The organism is Methylobacterium sp. D53M, assembly GCF_053345625.1.
Genome location: NZ_JBKFAL010000015.1, coordinates 128,160 through 143,455 on the forward strand (window position 1 = coordinate 128,160; position 15,296 = coordinate 143,455).

Consider the following 15,296-nt stretch of genomic DNA (forward strand, 5'->3'; position numbering starts at 1 on the left):
CGTGTCCGAGAGCGTCGGGCGGCGCTGTCACACGCCTGACGCGGTCCGGCCGCTAGCGGACCGGACCGCTCGCCCGATCGCACGAGGGATCCGCATGATTGACGCCACGGTGCCGGCCCTGTCCCTCGGCGCGCTCCTGGCCGTCGTCCAGATCGGCAGCATCGCCGTCGCGGCCCGGCGCCTCGGCCGGGACCACGGCCCGTCGCGGTTCCCGGACGGCGCGCCCGTCTCCCTGGTCCGCCCCCTGCGCGGGGTCGAGGCCTACAGCGAGGAGATGCTCCTCCGCAGCTTCTGCCTCGACTACCCGTCCTACGAGCTGATCTTCTGCGTGGCCGACCCGGCCGACCCGATCGTCCCGATGGTGGAGCGCCTGATCGAGGCCCACCCGCACGTGCCGGCCCGCCTGATCCTCGGCGACGAGCGCGTCAGCGCGAACCCGAAGCTCAACAACTGCCTGCGCGGCTGGCGCGCCGCCGCCCACGACTGGGTGGTGCTCGCCGATTCCAACGTCGCCATGCCGCCGGACTACCTCCAGCGGCTCCAGGCGGCGTGGCGCGCCGATACCGGCCTCGTCTGCTCCACCCCGGCCGGCGCCCGCCCGGGCAGCTTCATGGCGGAGGTGGAGTGCGCCTTCCTGAACACCCTGCAGGCGCGCTGGCAATACGCCGCCGAGGCGTTCGGGCTGGGCTTCGCGCAGGGCAAGAGCATGCTCTGGCACAAGCCCTTCCTGGAGGCGCAGGGCGGCCTCCAGGCACTGGCGGCCGAGATCGCCGAGGACGCGGCCGCCACCAAGCTCGTGCGCGCCGCGGGCAAGCGGGTCCACCTCGTGGCGAGCCCGTTCGAGCAGCCGCTCGGCCCGCGCGGCTTCCGGGAGGTCTGGTCGCGGCAGCTGCGCTGGGCGCGCCTGCGCCGCGTGACCTTCCCGCTGTTCTTCGCCCCCGAGATCGGCAGCGGCGTCCTGCTGCCGGCGCTCCTCGTCGCCCTCTGGGCCGGAAGCCTCGCGGGCCTGGCGGGCGCTGCCGGCCTCGCCACCCTGTGCTATGCCGCCGAGCACCGGCTCGCGGCCCGCGCGGGCTGGCACCGCTCGCCCCGCACGCTGGCCGCCTTCCTGGCGCGCGACGCCCTGATCCCGGCGATCTGGGTCGGCGCCTGGATGCGGAGCGCCATCGTGTGGCGGGGCAATGCCATGGACGTGCGCCCCCGGCGGGCCGCCGACGCGCGCACCTACGCGCCGACGGCCTGACCGCCCGGCGATCGGAGACCCTGACGTGTCGCGCCGCTACGCCCTCTACTGGCTGCCCGCCCGGGCTTCGCGCCTCGAAGCCTTCGGCCGCTCCGTCCTCGGCACCGACAACGTCACCGGGCTGCCGGTCCCGCATCCGGAGGGGCTCGGTGATCTCGCGGCGGTCACGGCGGGCGCGCGGGTCTACGGGTTCCACGCCACCCTCAAGGCGCCGCTGCGCCTCGCCCCGGGCACTGGGGAGGCCGACCTCGTCGCCGCCGCCCGCGCCCTCGCGGCCGCGCACCCGCCGGTGGCGGTGGGGCCGCTCCGGGTCGCCGCCCTCGGGCCGTTCCTCGCCCTGGTGCCGGAGGCACCCCCGCCGGAACTCGGGCTCCTCGCCGCCGAGTGCGTCGCCGCCCTCGACCCGTTCCGGGCACCGCTCACGGAGGCCGAGCGCGCCAAGCGCCGGCCGGAGCGCCTCGACCCGCGCGGCCGCGCGCTCCTCGACCGCTGGGGCTACCCCTACGTGTTCGAGGCCTTCCGCTTCCACATGACCCTGACCGACGCCCTGCCGGAGGCGGAGCGCGACCTCTGGCACCGGCGCCTGTCCGAGGCCTACGCCGCCGCGGGACCGGAGCCCCTGCGGATCGACGCCGTCAGCCTCCTGACCCAGGACGGGTCGGGGCCGTTCCGGCTCCTGGCGCGCCTGCCCTTCGGAGAGACCCGTGGTTGACCGCCCCCTCGGCCTCGAACCCGCCCTCGATCCGAGCGCCCGGGTCGTCGACAGCCGCCTCGGCCGCTACACCGAGGTCGGCGCCCGCACCCGCCTCACCGAGACGACCCTCGACGACTATTCCTACATCGGTGAGGACGGCGAGGTGATCTACACCGCGATCGGCAAGTTCTGCTCGATCGCCGCCAGCGTGCGGATCAATCCCGGCAACCACCCGATGGAGCGGGCGTCGCAGGCGCACTTCACCTACCGGGCGCGCGCCTACTGGCCGGAGGAATCGGACGAGCCCGCCTTCTTCGACCGGCGCCGGGCGAGCCCGGTGGCGATCGGCCACGATGTCTGGATCGGCCACGGCGCGGTCGTCCTGCCCGGGCGCACGATCGGCACCGGCGCGGTGGTGGGGGCGGGCGCCATCGTCACCCGCGACGTCGAGCCCTACACGATCGTCGTCGGCAATCCCGCCCGGCCGGTCCGGCGCCGCTTCACCGAGGTGGTCGCGGACCGTCTGACCCGCCTGGCGTGGTGGGACTGGGACCATGAGCGCCTGCGCCGGGCGCTGCCGGATTTCCGCGGACTGCCCATCGAAGCATTCCTGGAGCGCCACGAAGATTAAGTCGGCTATCGAAAAGCCGAGATGCTGCGCCGGCAAATATAATCGTTCCGAATACGTCATCCAATCGTCGTCAAACCGGCGTCTACGTGCGGCCGTTCCCCGGCGGATGGTGGCATGCTGGTTATCGAGGATCTCACGCGCCAGTACGGCGACCGACGCGCCGTCGACGGCGTGTCGCTCCGGATCGAGCCCGGCAGCTTCGTCGGGGTGATCGGCCGGTCCGGTGCCGGCAAGTCCACGCTGCTGCGCCTCATCAACCGGCTGGCGGATCCGAGTTCGGGGCGCATCCTCCACGACGGCCGCGAGGTCACCACCCTGCGCGGCCGCCCGCTGCGCGAGTGGCGCACCCGCTGCGCCATGATCTTCCAGCAATTCAACCTCGTCGGCCGGCTCGACGTCATGACCAACGTGCTGATGGGGCGCCTCAGCCACGTGCCGACTCACCGCGCCCTGCTCCGGCAATGGTCCGCCGAGGACCGCGCCATGGCCCTCGCCGCCCTGGAGAGCTTCGACATGGGCGAGTTCGCCGGCCAGCGGGCCGACGGCCTGTCGGGCGGCCAGCAGCAGCGCGTCGCCATCGCCCGCGCCCTCGTGCAGGAACCCGAGATCCTGCTCGCCGACGAGCCGGTCGCCTCGCTCGACCCGCGCAACACGCGGCTCGTGATGGACGCGCTCGCCGACGTGAACCGGCGCTACGGCATCACGGTGCTGTGCAACCTGCACTCCCTCGACCTCGCCCGCGCCTACTGCGACCGCCTCGTCGGCCTCGCGGCCGGGCGGGTCGTGTTCGAGGGCGGCCCCTTCGACCTCACCGAGGACGTGGCGCGCCGGCTCTACGGCCTGGAGGCCGGCGAGGTGCTGGACGATTCCGCGCAGCGCGAGGCGGAGCAGCGGGCCGCGATGCCGGGCCGGCCCGGTCACGTGCCGGCGCGGCCGGTCCGCGAGGCCGCCCTCGGCGCCTGATCCGGGCCCCGGGCCCCAACAAGCACCGCCAGAGCGCACCGCCAAAGTGCACCGTCTTGGAAACGCCCGACCGGCCTCCGGCCGGCCGAACCTCGCCGACGCCACGAAGGACGACCCGATGATCACCCGACGCACCCTCGCCGCCGCCGCGGCCCTCGCCCTCCTCGGCCTGCCGGCCGCCGCCCAGGACTGGAAGGCCCAGTATCCGGAGCTGACGCTGGGCGTGATCCCGGCCGAGAACGCCTCGGGCACCGCCGACCGCTGGGCGCCGCTCACCGCCTACCTGACCAAGACCCTCGGCGTGCCGGTGAAGCTGCGGGTGGCGAGCGACTACGCCGCGGTGATCGAGGGCCAGCGCGCCGGCAACATCCAGATCGCGTGGTACGGGCCGGCTTCCTTCGCCCGGGCCGTGATGACCGGCGTCAAGATCGAGCCGATCGTCAACCAGAAGCACGAGACCGGCGCCTCGGGCTACTATTCGGTGGTCTACGTGCTGGCCTCCAGCCCCTACAAGACCGTCGAGGATCTCAAGGGCAAGAACCTCGCGCTGGTCGATCCGAACTCCACCTCCGGCAACCAGGCGCCGCGCTTCTTCCTGAAGCGGGCCGGCTACGACGTCGAGAACTTCTTCGGCAAGACCTTCTACGCGGGCAGCCACGAGAACGCCGTCCTGGCGCTCACCCAGGGCACGGCCGACGCCGCCGCCAACCTGTGGAATTCCGAGACCGACACGATGGTCACCCGCATGGCCGCCAAGGGCATGCTCAAGAAGCCCGACGGCACGCCGATGCAGCAGTCGGACTTCCGGGTCGTGTTCAAGTCCGACTTCCTGCCGGAGGGGCCCTTCGCCGTGCTGGCGAGCCTGCCGGACGACCTGAAGGCCAAGATCCGCGACGCCTTCGTGGCCCTGCCGAAGGCCGACAAGGCCGCCTTCGACCGGCTCTCCGACGGCAAGGACCAGGATCTCACGCCGGTGACCCTCAAGGATTACCAGCCGATCATCGACATGCTGCGGTTCAACGACGAGCAGCGCCGAAAGTCCTGATCCGGAGCCGCCGCCTTGCGCGGCCTGACACCCCTGTCGCCGGAGCGGGCAGCCGCCCTCTCCGGCCTCTACGCGGCGGCGACCGGCGAGGCCCGCCGCCGCACGCTGGCGGGCTTCGCCCTGGTGGCGGCGCTCGCCGTGGTCGCCGGCCTGATCGCCGAGGTGCGGCCGCTGGTCTTCGCCGAGAACATCGGCAAGTTCACCGCCTACATCCAGCAGATCCTGCCGCCGATCAGCCTCGAGCACCCGCTGGAGGACGTCCGCGCCTGGTACTGGGGCCTGCCCAGATGGCTGGGCCTGCTGGGCGAGACCCTGCTCATGGCCTATCTCGGGACGCTGCTCGGGGGGCTGGCGGGCTTCGCCCTCAGCTTCGTGGCCGCCGCCAACCTCGTGCGGTCGCGCGTGCTGCGCGTCGGCGCCAAGCGCCTCCTGGAACTGTGCCGCACCGTCCCCGAGGTCGTGTTCGCGCTGATCTTCGTCATCGCCTTCGGCCTCGGCCCGATGGTGGGCGTGCTCGCCATCGCGATCCACACCACGGGCGCGCTGGGCAAGCTGTTCTCCGAGGTGGTCGAGAACATCGACATGCGGCCCGTCGAGGGCCTGTCGGCCTCGGGCGCGACCTGGGTCCAGACGGTGCGCTTCGCGGTCCTGCCGCAGGTGCTGTCGAACTTCGCCTCCTACGCGCTGCTGCGCTTCGAGATCAACGTGCGCGGCGCCGGGGTGATGGGCTTCGTCGGCGCCGGTGGCATCGGCCAGGAATTCCTCGTGGCGATCCGCAATTTCTACTACGCGGACGTGAGCGCTATCCTCGTGCTGATCATCCTGACCGTCTTCTGCATCGACCTCGTCACCGAGCGGGTCCGCCACCGCCTGATCGGCGCGGAGCACGCCCGATGAGCGCGCGTCCCGAGACCCTGCGGGCGGCGGCCCGGGCCGACCTCGGCCGCCTGCGCGCGCGCTACCCCGCGCAGTTCCGCGCCGACTGGCCGGGGCGGGCGCGGCTCGCCGCCCTGCTCGTCGTCCTGGTGGGGCTCGCGGCGCTCGGCTACTGGCGCCTCGACTTCTCGGTGGCGCGGATCCTCCACGGGCTCGGGCGGCTCGGCACCTTCGCGGTGCTGATGCTGCCGCCATCGCCGGAGGGCCAATTCTGGACCTTCCTGCACGCGCTGGGCGAGACCCTCGGCATCGCCTTCCTGGGCACGCTGACGGCGGCGATCCTCGCCTTCCCGGTGGCGTTCCTGGCGGCGCGGAACGTCGTGCCCAACCCGTTCGCGCGGTTCGCGGTCCGCCGCGGCCTCGACGTGATGCGCTCGGTCGACGTGCTGATCTGGGCGCTGATCTGGATCAACGTCGTCGGCCTGGGCCCGTTCGCCGGGGCGCTCGCGATCGCGTGCTCGGATTTCGGGGCGCTCGGAAAGCTGTTCTCGGAGGCGATCGAGACCTGCGACAAGCGGGCCGGCGAGGGCGTCGTCGCTTCGGGCGGCTCGGCGCTCCACCGCATCCGCTTCGGGCTGATCCCCGGGGTGCTGCCGGTGCTGGCGAGCCAGGTCCTCTACTTCTTCGAGTCGAACACCCGCTCGGCGACGATCATCGGCATCGTCGGCGCGGGCGGCATCGGCCAGTACCTCACCGAGCTGATCCGCGTGCTGGAGCTGCAGCAGGTCGCCTTCCTGGTGCTGATGATCCTCGTGACCGTGGCGGCGATCGACTGGGTCTCGACCCGCCTGCGCCGGGCGATCATCGGGCCGGCGGCGCGCTGAGGGAGGCCTCGGCTTCCCGGCATCACGCGCGGAGCGCAATGACCCAGGGTCGCGCTGCCCCGGCTCGCTTCGCTCCGCTCGCGAGGACGGAGTGCCGAGGCCGTCGCGCGGAGGTCGCGCGGGCATCGCATCACCCGCCGATCACCAGCTCCACGCGGTCGGCGGCGAACAGGGTGCGGTTCGCCTGGATCGGCACGCCGGCGGGATCGATGTTGACGCTCGACACCACCATCACGACCCGCCCCGGCGCGATGTCGAGGCGCTGCGCCTCCGCGGGATCCGCGGGGCGGGCCCGGATCCGCGTCGAGAGCCGGGTGTAGTCGTGGACGCCGCAGGTCGCGAAGGCCCGGGTGATCGAGCCGCGCGCCGCGTAGGCCTCGGCGAAACCCGCGAAGCGCGGCAGCGGCAGCCAGGTCAGCGCCGTCGAGAGCGGCGCGCCGTCCGCCCGGTGGACCGTCAGCAACTCCAGGATCGGCGCGCCGGGGGCGAGGGCCAGGGACGCCGCCTGCTCGGTCCCGGCCTGGACCGTGGTCGCCGCGACGAGGTCGCCCCAGGCCTCGCGCCCGGCCCCGGCGACGATCTCGGAGAAGCGCGTGCGCGGCCCGATCGGGTAGGCGAGCGGCGCCTCCTCCACGAAGGTGCCCCGGCCCTGGCTGGCGCGCACGAGCCCGCCCTCGGCCAGCGCCGCGAGGGCGCGCCGCACCGTGTGCCGGTTCACCGCGAACCGCGTCGCCAGGGCGGCCTCGGCGGGGAGCTGCTGTCCCGGCGCGTAGCGTCCCGCCGCGATCTCGGCCGTCAGCGCGTCGGCGATCTGCCGCCACGCCGTCAGCCCCTCGCCCCGGACGAGGGCGGCCGCCTGCTCCTGCGCATCCATCCTGTCATCCAAACTTCATTTGTGCGGCGCACGCCAGTTGTCTATACACCTAGACAACCGAGCGACGAAGGGATTCGCGATGACGACGACCCCGAGACATCCGGGATCCGAGGGCGAGACCGCGGCGCGCCAAGCGGTCATGGCCCTGTGTGCCGAGGCGAGCCGCGCGGATCTCGAGGCGGCCCTCGAGGCGGCCGTGTCGGGCCTCGAAGCGCCCGCGGCCGCGGACCTGCGTCCGCCCGAGACCGGTCTCGTGATGGCGTCGGGCCGGATCGGCGGCGACGGTCGCCCGTTCAATCTCGGCGAGGTCAGCGTGACCCGGGCCGCCATCCGCCTCGCGGACGGTCCGGCGGGCTTCGCCTACCATCTCGGCCGCGACCGCGCGAAGGCGCGGCTCGCCGCGATCCTCGACGCCCTCTGGCAGGATCCCGTCCGGCGCGCCCGGGTCGAGGCCGCCCTGGAGCCCGCCGCCCGGCGGCTCGCGGCCTCTCGGGATCGGGCCGCCCGGCGCACGGCCGCCACCCGGGTCGACTTCCTGACCCTCGCCCGCGGAGAGGATTGAGCATGCTCGCCCTCGGCTTCGCCGACCCGGTTCACGACGCGCAGGACACGTTCCGCGCCGTGATGGACGCCCTCGCCCGCCCCGGACGCGTCCGGTCCCTCGCGCCGGGCCTCGCGCCGCCCGCGCCCTTGACGCCGGAACTGGCCGCCGTCGCGCTGACGCTCACCGACGCCGACACGCCGGTCTGGCTCGATCCGGCCCTCGCCGCGGCGCCGGAGGTCGCGGAATACCTGCGCTTCCACACCGGCGCGCCGCTCACCGGCGACCCGGCCGCGGCGGCCTTCGCGCTGATCAGCGACCCGGCGCGCTGCCCGCCGCTGGCGGAGTTCGCCGCCGGGACGCCGGCCTATCCCGACACCGCCACAACGCTGGTGCTCGCCCTCGACGCGCTCGCGGAGGGGGAGGGGCTGCACCTGTCCGGCCCCGGCATCCGGGGCACCGCCCGGATCGCGCCGGCGCCCCTGCCGGACGGCTTCGCGGCGCAGCTCGCGGAGAACCGCGCGGGCTTCCCCCTCGGCGTCGACCTGATCCTGACGGCGCCCGGACGCGTGGCCGGCCTGCCGCGCTCCACGACGGTGACGGAGGCCTGATCCATGTACGTGGCCGTGAAGGGCGGCGAGGCCGCCATCGACAACGCCCACCGGCTCCTCGCCGAGGCGCGCCGGGGTGACCCGGCCGTGCCGGAGCTCTCCGTGGCGCAGATCCGGGAGCAGATGGCGCTGCTCGTCGACCGGGTCATGACCGAGGGCTCGCTCTACGATCCGGACCTCGCGGCTCTGGCGCTCAAGCAGGCGCGCGGCGACGTGGTCGAGGCGGTGTTCCTGGTCCGGGCCTACCGGACCACGCTGCCGCGCTTCGGCGCCTCCGCGCCGGTCGACACCGGCGCCATGGCGGTCGAGCGCCGGATCTCCGCGACGTTCAAGGACCTGCCCGGCGGGCAGGTGCTCGGGCCGACCTTCGACTACACCCACCGGCTGGTCGACTTCGCGCTCGCCGCCGAGTCCGAAGCCGGGATCGAGCCCGCCGCCGAGGCCGAGCCGCGCGCCGATGCCGGCACCTGCCCGCGGGTCACCGACCTGCTGGCCCGGGACGGCCTGATCGAGCCCTCGCCCCCGGACGACGGCGCGCCCGCGGGCGACCTCACCCGCGAGCCGGTGGACTACCCCGCCGACCGGGCGCTCCGCCTCCAGGCGCTGGCCCGGGGCGACGAGGGCTTCGTGCTCGGCCTCGCCTACTCGACGCAGCGCGGCTACGGCCGCACCCACCCGTTCGTCGGCGAGATCCGGGTCGGGGAGGTCGCGGTCGAGTTCGTGCCCGAGGAACTGGGCTTCGCGGTGCCGCTCGGCCGGGTGCGGCTGACCGAGTGCCAGATGGTCAACCAGTTCAAGGGCTCGGGGGCGGCCCCGCCCCAGTTCACCCGCGGCTACGGGCTGAGCTTCGGGCAGAGCGAGCGCAAGGCCATGGCGATGGCCCTGGTCGACCGGGCGCTCCGCGCGGAGGAGCTGGGCGAGCCGGTGGCGAGCCCGGCCCAGGATCAGGAATTCGTGCTGGCCCACTGCGACAGTCTCCAAGCGACCGGCTTCGTCGAGCACCTGAAGCTGCCCCATTACGTCGACTTCCAGGCCGAGCTGGAGCTGGTTCGCCGGCTACGTACCGAGTTCGAGCGCGGGTCCGACGCCGTCGAAATGCAGGAGGCTGCCGAATGAGCGCCGCGATCGCGCACCGCCCGGAGAGCGAACCGGGCTACAACTTCGCCTATCTCGACGAGGGCACGAAGCGGATGATCCGCCGGGCCATCCTCAAGGCCATCGCGGTGCCGGGCTACCAAGTGCCCTTCGCCTCCCGCGAGATGCCGATGCCCTACGGCTGGGGCACCGGCGGCGTGCAGGTGACGGCCGCGATCCTCGGGCGCTCGGACGTGCTGAAGGTCATCGACCAGGGCGCCGACGACACCACCAACGCGGTCTCGATCCGCCGCTTCTTCGCCAAGACCTCCGGGGTGGTCACCACCACCCGCACCGCGGAGGCGACGGTGATCCAGACCCGCCACCGCATCCCCGAGACGCCGCTCACCGAGGGGCAGACCCTCGTCTACCAGGTGCCGATCCCCGAGCCCCTGCGCTTCCTCGAGCCTCGCGAGACCGAGACCCGCCAGCTCCACGCGCTGGCCGAGTACGGCGCCATGCACGTGAAGCTCTACGAGGACATCAGCCGCCACGGCCACATCGCCACCACCTACGCGTACCCGGTGGAGGTGGCGGGCCGCTACGTGATGGACCCGTCGCCGACGCCGAAATTCGACAACCCCAAGATGGACGACTGCCCGGCGCTCCAGCTCTTCGGCGCGGGCCGCGAGCGGCGGATCTACGCGGTGCCGCCCTACACGCGGGTGCGCAGCCTCGACTTCGAGGACCACCCGTTCCGGATCCAGGCGTTCGAGCATCCCTGCGCGCTGTGCGGTGCCGAGGGCGTCTATCTCGACGAGGTGCTGCTCGACGATGCGGGCCGGCGGATGTTCGTCTGCTCGGATACCGACCATTGCGAGGGGCGCCGCGCGGACGGCCATGTCGGCACGGGGGACGCGGCATGAGACGCGCTATGACCGACCTCACAATCCGCCGGGCTGGAAAGCCCGACCTGCCCGCGATCCTCGACCTCTACGCCGAACTGAACGGCGGGCGGGCGGCGACCCTGGCACAGGCCGGGGCGCTGCTCGACCGGCTCGCGGCCTATCCCGATTACGGGCTCTACGTGGCCGAACGCGACGGCGCGGTCGTCGGCACCTTCTGCCTCGTCATCCTCGACAACATCGCCCACTGGGGCACCCCCTCGGCGCTCGTCGAGAGTGTCGTGGTCGCGTCCCGGCACCGCGGCGGCGGTCTCGGCCGGGCGATGATGCACGAGGCGGCCCGGCTCGCCGTGGCGCGGGGCTGCTACAAGCTCGCCCTGTCGTCGAACGTCGACGCCAAGCCGGCCCACGCCTTCTACGAGAGCCTCGGCTTCGAGCGCTACGGCTACAGCTTCCGCCTCGATCCCCCCTTCCTGCCCGACGCCGCGGAGGCGACCCGATGAGCGAAACCCTGCTTCAGGTCCGCGGCCTGACCAAGCGCTACGGCGCCCGGCTCGCCTGCGCCGACGTGTCGTTCGACCTCGTCCCCGGCGAGGTTCTGGCGATCGTGGGCGAATCCGGTTCCGGCAAGTCGACGCTCCTCTCCCTCATCGCCACTGAGTTGGCGCCCGATTCCGGGACCGTCGCCTACCGGATGCGCGACGGCGCGCTGCGCGACCTCGCCACCTTGAGCGAGGCCGGGCGCCGGGCGCTGATGCGCACCGAGTGGGGCTTCGTCCGCCAGGACGCGGCCCAGGGCCTGCGCATGGCGGTCTCGGCCGGCGGCAATGTCGGCGAGCGGCTGATGGGGCTCGGCGACCGCCATTACGGGCGGATCCGCGCCCAGGCCCTCGACTGGCTCGGCCGCGTCGAGATCGCCGCCGACCGGATCGACGACCCGCCGACGCGCTTCTCCGGCGGCATGCGCCAGCGCCTGCAGATCGCCCGGAACCTCGTCACCGGCCCCCGCCTCGTGCTGATGGACGAGCCGACCTCCGGCCTCGACGTCTCGGTCCAGGCCCGGCTCCTCGACCTGATCCGCCGGCTCTCGGCCGAGCTGGGGCTCGCGGTGATCATCGTCACCCACGACCTCGCGGTGGCGCGGCTCCTCTCGCACCGGATCATGGTCATGCGCGCCGGCCGGGTGATCGAGACCGGCCTCACCGACCGCGTGCTCGACGATCCCGAGCACGCCTACACCCAGCTCCTCGTCGCCTCGGTGCTCGCCGCATGACCGCGCTCCTGACCTTCGAGACCGTCGCCAAGAGCTTCACCCTGCACCTGCGCGGCGGCGTCGTGCTGCCGGTGGTGGGCGATGTCAGCCTGTCCGTGGAGCCCGGCGAGTGCGTGGTGCTCGGCGGCCCGTCCGGCGCGGGAAAATCCTCGCTGCTGAAGATGGCCTACGGCAACTACCGCTGCGACGGCGGCGCGATCCTGGTCCGCGACGGCGCGACGGTCGTAGACGTCGTCCGGGCCGATCCGCGGGCGGTCCTGGCGCTGCGGGCGCGGGTGATCGCCTACGTGTCGCAGTTCCTCCGGGTGATCCCGCGGGTCCCGGCCCTCGACGTCGTCGAGGCCGCCGGCCGCGAGGGCGGCTTGTCCGAAGCGGCGGCGCGCGCCCGGGCCGAGAGCCTGCTGGCCCGGCTCAACCTGCCGGAGCGGCTCTGGGGCCTGCCGCCCGCGACCTTCTCGGGCGGCGAGCAGCAGCGGGTGAACATCGCTCGGGGCCTGATCGCCGACCGGCCGCTCCTGCTCCTCGACGAGCCGACCGCCTCCCTGGACGCGGAGAACCGCGCCGTGGTGGCCGAGCTCGTCCGCGAGAAGCTCAGGGCCGGGGCCGGCGTGCTCGGCATCTTCCACGACAGCGAGATGCGCGACGCTGTGGCGACCCGGGTGGTCGATGTCACCCGCTTCGCGCCGCGCGCCCGGGCAGCCTGAGGATCCTCACGATGGACGACTTCATCCTCGAGAACGCGACCCTGGTCCTGCCGGACCGGGTGCAGCGCGGCTGGCTCGCGGTCTCGGACGGGGCGATCGCCGAGATCGGCGAGGGGCGCCCGCCCGCGCGCGGCCTCGATCTCGGCGGCGACCACCTGATCCCCGGCCTGATCGAGTTGCACACCGACCACCTGGAGAGCCATTTCGCGCCGCGCCCGAAGGTGCGCTGGCATCCCCTCGGCGCCGTCCTGGCCTACGACGCGCAGATCACCGCCTCGGGCATCACCACGGTGTTCGATTCGCTCCGTGCCGGCAGCGATCCGGACGGCAGCGGCCTCGGCTCCGAGCTGGAGCAGCTCGCCGGCGCCATCGCCACCGCGCGCGCCGCCGACCTGTTCCGGGCCGAGCACTTCACACACCTGCGCTGCGAGCTGCCCTCCCTGGACGTGCTCGACACGGTGGCGGCCTTCACGGCACGCTACCCGGTGGGGCTGATCTCGCTGATGGACCACACGCCCGGCCAGCGGCAGTTCCGTGACATGGAGAAGTACTACACCTACGCCACCCGCGGCGGTCGGCCGATGGACGAGATCCGCGCCAACACCGAGCGCAAGGTCCGCGACGGGCGCGCGCTCAACGCGAAGAACCGGCCGGCCCTCGTCCAGTTCGCCCGCGAGATGGGCATCCCGCTGGCGAGCCACGACGACACCACCCTGGCCGACGTCGACCTCGCGGTCGGCGAGGGCGTGCGGCTGGCCGAGTTCCCCACCACCCTGGAGGCGGCCGAGGCCGCGCACCGGCAGGGCATCACCGTGATGATGGGCGCGCCGAACCTGATCCGCGGCGGCTCGCATTCCGGCAACGTCGCGGCCCTGGCGCTGGCCGAGGCCGGGTACCTCGACATCCTGTCGTCGGACTACGTGCCGGCGAGCCTGCTGATGGCGGCCTTCCTGTTGCCCGAGCAGGCGCCCGGGATCACGCTGCCCGCGGCGCTCGCCACCGTCACGTCGAACCCCGCCCGCGCCACCGGCCTGACCGATCGCGGCGCCCTGGCGCCCGGGCTGCGGGCCGACCTCGTGCGCGTGCAGCGGGCCGAGGGCGTGCCGGTCGTCCGCGAGGTCTGGCGCGCCGGCCGGCGGGTCGCCTGATGGCGGGCTGCCTCGTCCTGGTGGTCGGCCCGAGCGGGGCCGGCAAGGACACGTTGATCCGGCTCGCCCGGGCGGCGCTCGCCGACGACCCGCGCTACGTCTTCCCGCGCCGCCTCGTCACCCGCCCCCCCTCGGCCGACGAGGACAACGACGAGATCGACGAGGCGGCCTTCAGCGAGGGCTGCGCGGCCGGCCGCTTCACCCTGAGCTGGCGCGCCCACGGCCTCGGCTACGCGCTCCCGGAGGCGGTCGGCCGGCGCGTCGCCGACGGGCACGTGGTGGTCTGCAACGTCTCGCGCCGCGTCGTCGCGCGGGCGCGGGCGGGCGGCCCGCGGGTGAGCGTCGTCGAGATCACGGCGCCCCCCGAGATCCTGGCGCGGCGCATCGCCGCCCGCGGCCGCGCGCAGGACGGCGACCTGGCGGCGCGTCTCGCCCGGGAGGGCGGCGTCACCGCGGACCTGACGATCCTCAATACCGGCTCCGCGGAGGCGGCGGCCGCACGGCTGGTGGCGCACCTGCGCGCCTGCTGACGCGACGCGGCTCTCGGCGGCTCGGGCCGCGGTTCGCGGGGCGCGCGTGAGCCACGAAAAAGGGCGGGCGCCGATGCCGGCACCCGCCCTCGCTGTGATCCGCCGGGGAGACCCCGGCGTCGTCTGTCTCAGATGCCGCCGAACTTGTAGTTGAAGCCGGCGCGGACGATGCTTCCCTCGGTGCGGAAGCGCGAGATGTACGCGCCGTTGCCCACGCCCGGGACCGCGCCGACGAGCACGTTCTGGCTGCCGAGATCGTAGTGCAGGTACTCGGCCTTCACCGTGATGGCGTCGTACTTGATGCCGATGTAGCGGCCGAGCGCGAAGGTGTTCAGGAAGCTGTCGGTCGGCAGGGCGAACTCGATGCCGCCGCCGTAGGCGAAGCCGGTCTTGAAGTCGTCGTAGCGGCCGGCGAACTGGAGGCGGCCGCCCGGGGTGTAGAAGTTGGCGTCGTGGAACACGTTGCCGTAGGCGAGGCCGCCCATCCCGTAGACCAGGACGCGGTCGAAGGCGTAGCCGACGCGGCCGGTGAGGGTGCCGAGCCAGTCGAGGCTCTGGCGGAACTGGCTGATGTTCGGCGGGCCGCCGGCGACGTTGCCGGTGCCGAACACGACCCGGTTCTTGGTGATGTCCGTCCAGTCGATGCTGTTGGCGATACCGACGACGATGCCGGCGCCCGGCGTGAACTGGTAGTTGTAGCCGGCGGTGCCGCCGATGTTGGCGAAGCCGTCCTGCGAGGTCGAGGTCGCGAACGGGCGGCGGCCGAGGGCGACGTTGGTGGCGTTGCCGGGCTGGACGCCGACGGTCGTGATGCGCTCACGGTCGGTGAAGGTGTAGGCGGACTCGAGACCGGCGTAGAAGCCCGTCCAGGTGAAGACCGGCACCGGCGTGAAGACCGGCGGCGGGGCGGCGCGACGCGGCAGGTCGGCGGCGGAGGCGGCCGTCGTGACCAGGGCCGTCGCGGCGGTGGCGAGGAGGAGCTTCTTCATCATGGCGGGGGTCCGAGGTGACGCGTTGTTGTCGCCACTTAAGCTCGGCCGCACGGATCCCGCTATGCCCGCGAAGCCACACTGTGGCGCGAAAGCGGCGCGGATACTGCCTGTGATTGATCTTTCTCCGTTCAAGACTCGCATCCGCAGCTTGACAGCGCGGTCGGTCGGCGGGCCCCCGCGCGTCGCGGAGCTTGATCCCTGGCGGCCGACCCTCTAAGCGGACCGCGTTTTTCGCCCCTGTCGGAACTTCGGGGCGGCGGACCAGGATTCGGGGCCCTTGCGTGGTCCCCGCCGCAGGAATGGGAATC

The 15,296-nt window shown here is 73.3% G+C and carries 18 protein-coding genes; 16 read left to right on the top strand and 2 right to left on the bottom strand.

Features of this window, described 5'->3' with window-relative positions:
* Window positions 1–94: 94 nt before the first annotated feature.
* The 7 genes from ACLBYG_RS20190 to phnE (ACLBYG_RS20220) all read left to right on the top strand — a co-directional run bounded on the left by ACLBYG_RS20190 (window position 95) and on the right by phnE (ACLBYG_RS20220) (window position 6,336).
* Window positions 95–1,243 (top strand): ceramide glucosyltransferase, encoded by a 1,149-nt coding sequence (locus ACLBYG_RS20190; protein WP_447682588.1) that lies wholly within the window; start codon window positions 95–97, stop codon window positions 1,241–1,243.
* A 25-nt stretch (window positions 1,244–1,268) separates the two neighbouring features.
* Window positions 1,269–1,955, top strand: a complete 687-nt coding sequence (locus tag ACLBYG_RS20195; RefSeq protein ID WP_447682589.1) for a DUF1045 domain-containing protein — start codon at window positions 1,269–1,271, stop codon at window positions 1,953–1,955.
* Window positions 1,948–2,568: a chloramphenicol acetyltransferase gene (locus tag ACLBYG_RS20200; RefSeq protein WP_447682590.1), complete on the top strand. Its 621-nt coding sequence runs from the start codon at window positions 1,948–1,950 to the stop codon at window positions 2,566–2,568. Before ACLBYG_RS20195 ends, ACLBYG_RS20200 begins: the two co-directional genes overlap by 8 nt.
* 114 nt (window positions 2,569–2,682) lie before the next feature.
* Window positions 2,683–3,531, top strand: a complete 849-nt coding sequence (phnC, locus tag ACLBYG_RS20205) for a phosphonate ABC transporter ATP-binding protein (RefSeq protein ID WP_103985859.1) — start codon at window positions 2,683–2,685, stop codon at window positions 3,529–3,531.
* 118 nt (window positions 3,532–3,649) lie between these two features.
* The gene (gene phnD, locus ACLBYG_RS20210) at window positions 3,650–4,576 is read left to right on the top strand and encodes a phosphonate ABC transporter substrate-binding protein (RefSeq protein ID WP_447682602.1); all 927 of its coding nucleotides are present in this window, start codon (window positions 3,650–3,652) and stop codon (window positions 4,574–4,576) included.
* A 15-nt stretch (window positions 4,577–4,591) separates the two neighbouring features.
* Window positions 4,592–5,473, top strand: coding sequence for a phosphonate ABC transporter, permease protein PhnE (phnE, locus tag ACLBYG_RS20215; RefSeq protein WP_103985860.1), 882 nt, complete (start codon window positions 4,592–4,594; stop codon window positions 5,471–5,473).
* On the top strand, window positions 5,470–6,336 hold the full coding sequence (gene phnE, locus ACLBYG_RS20220) for a phosphonate ABC transporter, permease protein PhnE (protein WP_103985861.1): 867 nt from the start codon (window positions 5,470–5,472) through the stop codon (window positions 6,334–6,336). Before phnE (ACLBYG_RS20215) ends, phnE (ACLBYG_RS20220) begins: the two co-directional genes overlap by 4 nt.
* 130 nt (window positions 6,337–6,466) lie before the next feature.
* On the opposite strand, the gene phnF is transcribed toward phnE (ACLBYG_RS20220), so the two are convergent.
* Window positions 6,467–7,210, bottom strand: a complete 744-nt coding sequence (gene phnF, locus ACLBYG_RS20225; RefSeq protein WP_447682591.1) for a phosphonate metabolism transcriptional regulator PhnF — start codon at window positions 7,208–7,210, stop codon at window positions 6,467–6,469.
* A gap of 79 nt (window positions 7,211–7,289) precedes the next feature.
* Here phnF and phnG point away from each other — a divergent pair, with 79 nt between their 5' ends.
* Genes phnG through phnN form a run of 9 tightly spaced genes read left to right on the top strand, consistent with a single transcriptional unit; the run spans window position 7,290 to window position 13,996 of the window.
* Window positions 7,290–7,772, top strand: a complete 483-nt coding sequence (gene phnG, locus ACLBYG_RS20230) for a phosphonate C-P lyase system protein PhnG (protein ID WP_091980051.1) — start codon at window positions 7,290–7,292, stop codon at window positions 7,770–7,772.
* Between the two features lie 2 nt (window positions 7,773–7,774).
* Window positions 7,775–8,362: a phosphonate C-P lyase system protein PhnH gene (gene phnH / locus ACLBYG_RS20235; RefSeq protein WP_447682603.1), complete on the top strand. Its 588-nt coding sequence runs from the start codon at window positions 7,775–7,777 to the stop codon at window positions 8,360–8,362.
* Window positions 8,363–8,365: 3 nt separating this feature from the next.
* Entirely contained in the window at window positions 8,366–9,478 is a 1,113-nt protein-coding gene (locus ACLBYG_RS20240; protein ID WP_447682592.1) for a carbon-phosphorus lyase complex subunit PhnI, read from the top strand.
* Complete coding sequence (locus ACLBYG_RS20245; protein ID WP_447682593.1) at window positions 9,475–10,362, top strand: alpha-D-ribose 1-methylphosphonate 5-phosphate C-P-lyase PhnJ; 888 nt, start codon at window positions 9,475–9,477, stop codon at window positions 10,360–10,362. Before ACLBYG_RS20240 ends, ACLBYG_RS20245 begins: the two co-directional genes overlap by 4 nt.
* Window positions 10,363–10,370: 8 nt before the next feature.
* Window positions 10,371–10,844, top strand: a complete 474-nt coding sequence (locus tag ACLBYG_RS20250) for an N-acetyltransferase family protein (RefSeq protein WP_447682594.1) — start codon at window positions 10,371–10,373, stop codon at window positions 10,842–10,844.
* A complete protein-coding gene (gene phnK / locus ACLBYG_RS20255) occupies window positions 10,841–11,614 on the top strand; it encodes a phosphonate C-P lyase system protein PhnK (protein WP_447682595.1) in 774 nt (257 codons plus the stop codon). The genes ACLBYG_RS20250 and phnK overlap by 4 nt, the downstream gene beginning before the upstream one ends.
* Window positions 11,611–12,318 carry a phosphonate C-P lyase system protein PhnL gene (gene phnL, locus ACLBYG_RS20260; protein ID WP_427509660.1) on the top strand — a complete coding sequence of 236 codons (708 nt, stop codon included), beginning with the start codon at window positions 11,611–11,613 and terminating at the stop codon, window positions 12,316–12,318. Before phnK ends, phnL begins: the two co-directional genes overlap by 4 nt.
* Before the next feature lie 11 nt (window positions 12,319–12,329).
* Window positions 12,330–13,466: an alpha-D-ribose 1-methylphosphonate 5-triphosphate diphosphatase gene (locus tag ACLBYG_RS20265; protein ID WP_447682596.1), complete on the top strand. Its 1,137-nt coding sequence runs from the start codon at window positions 12,330–12,332 to the stop codon at window positions 13,464–13,466.
* Window positions 13,466–13,996: a phosphonate metabolism protein/1,5-bisphosphokinase (PRPP-forming) PhnN gene (gene phnN, locus ACLBYG_RS20270; protein ID WP_447682597.1), complete on the top strand. Its 531-nt coding sequence runs from the start codon at window positions 13,466–13,468 to the stop codon at window positions 13,994–13,996. The genes ACLBYG_RS20265 and phnN overlap by 1 nt, the downstream gene beginning before the upstream one ends.
* Before the next feature lie 128 nt (window positions 13,997–14,124).
* Here the strand turns inward: phnN and ACLBYG_RS20275 are convergent, their stop codons facing one another.
* On the bottom strand, window positions 14,125–14,988 hold the full coding sequence (locus ACLBYG_RS20275) for an outer membrane protein (protein ID WP_447682598.1): 864 nt from the start codon (window positions 14,986–14,988) through the stop codon (window positions 14,125–14,127).
* Window positions 14,989–15,296: the final 308 nt, after the last annotated feature.

Excerpts from the sequence above, each read along its gene's own strand:
- phnC (WP_103985859.1), top strand. The coding sequence starts at position 2,683 with ATGCTGGTTATCGAGGATCTCACGCGCCAGTACGGCGACCGACGCGCC.
- phnL (WP_427509660.1), top strand. The coding sequence starts at position 11,611 with ATGACCGCGCTCCTGACCTTCGAGACCGTCGCCAAGAGCTTCACCCTG.
- ACLBYG_RS20245 (WP_447682593.1), top strand. The coding sequence starts at position 9,475 with ATGAGCGCCGCGATCGCGCACCGCCCGGAGAGCGAACCGGGCTACAAC.
- ACLBYG_RS20240 (WP_447682592.1), top strand. The coding sequence starts at position 8,366 with ATGTACGTGGCCGTGAAGGGCGGCGAGGCCGCCATCGACAACGCCCAC.
- phnH (WP_447682603.1), top strand. The coding sequence starts at position 7,775 with ATGCTCGCCCTCGGCTTCGCCGACCCGGTTCACGACGCGCAGGACACG.
- phnF (WP_447682591.1), bottom strand. The coding sequence starts at position 7,210 with ATGGATGCGCAGGAGCAGGCGGCCGCCCTCGTCCGGGGCGAGGGGCTG.
- phnN (WP_447682597.1), top strand. The coding sequence starts at position 13,466 with ATGGCGGGCTGCCTCGTCCTGGTGGTCGGCCCGAGCGGGGCCGGCAAG.
- ACLBYG_RS20275 (WP_447682598.1), bottom strand. The coding sequence starts at position 14,988 with ATGATGAAGAAGCTCCTCCTCGCCACCGCCGCGACGGCCCTGGTCACG.
- ACLBYG_RS20250 (WP_447682594.1), top strand. The coding sequence starts at position 10,371 with ATGACCGACCTCACAATCCGCCGGGCTGGAAAGCCCGACCTGCCCGCG.
- phnK (WP_447682595.1), top strand. The coding sequence starts at position 10,841 with ATGAGCGAAACCCTGCTTCAGGTCCGCGGCCTGACCAAGCGCTACGGC.
- phnE (WP_103985861.1), top strand. The coding sequence starts at position 5,470 with ATGAGCGCGCGTCCCGAGACCCTGCGGGCGGCGGCCCGGGCCGACCTC.
- phnD (WP_447682602.1), top strand. The coding sequence starts at position 3,650 with ATGATCACCCGACGCACCCTCGCCGCCGCCGCGGCCCTCGCCCTCCTC.
- ACLBYG_RS20190 (WP_447682588.1), top strand. The coding sequence starts at position 95 with ATGATTGACGCCACGGTGCCGGCCCTGTCCCTCGGCGCGCTCCTGGCC.
- ACLBYG_RS20265 (WP_447682596.1), top strand. The coding sequence starts at position 12,330 with ATGGACGACTTCATCCTCGAGAACGCGACCCTGGTCCTGCCGGACCGG.
- phnG (WP_091980051.1), top strand. The coding sequence starts at position 7,290 with ATGACGACGACCCCGAGACATCCGGGATCCGAGGGCGAGACCGCGGCG.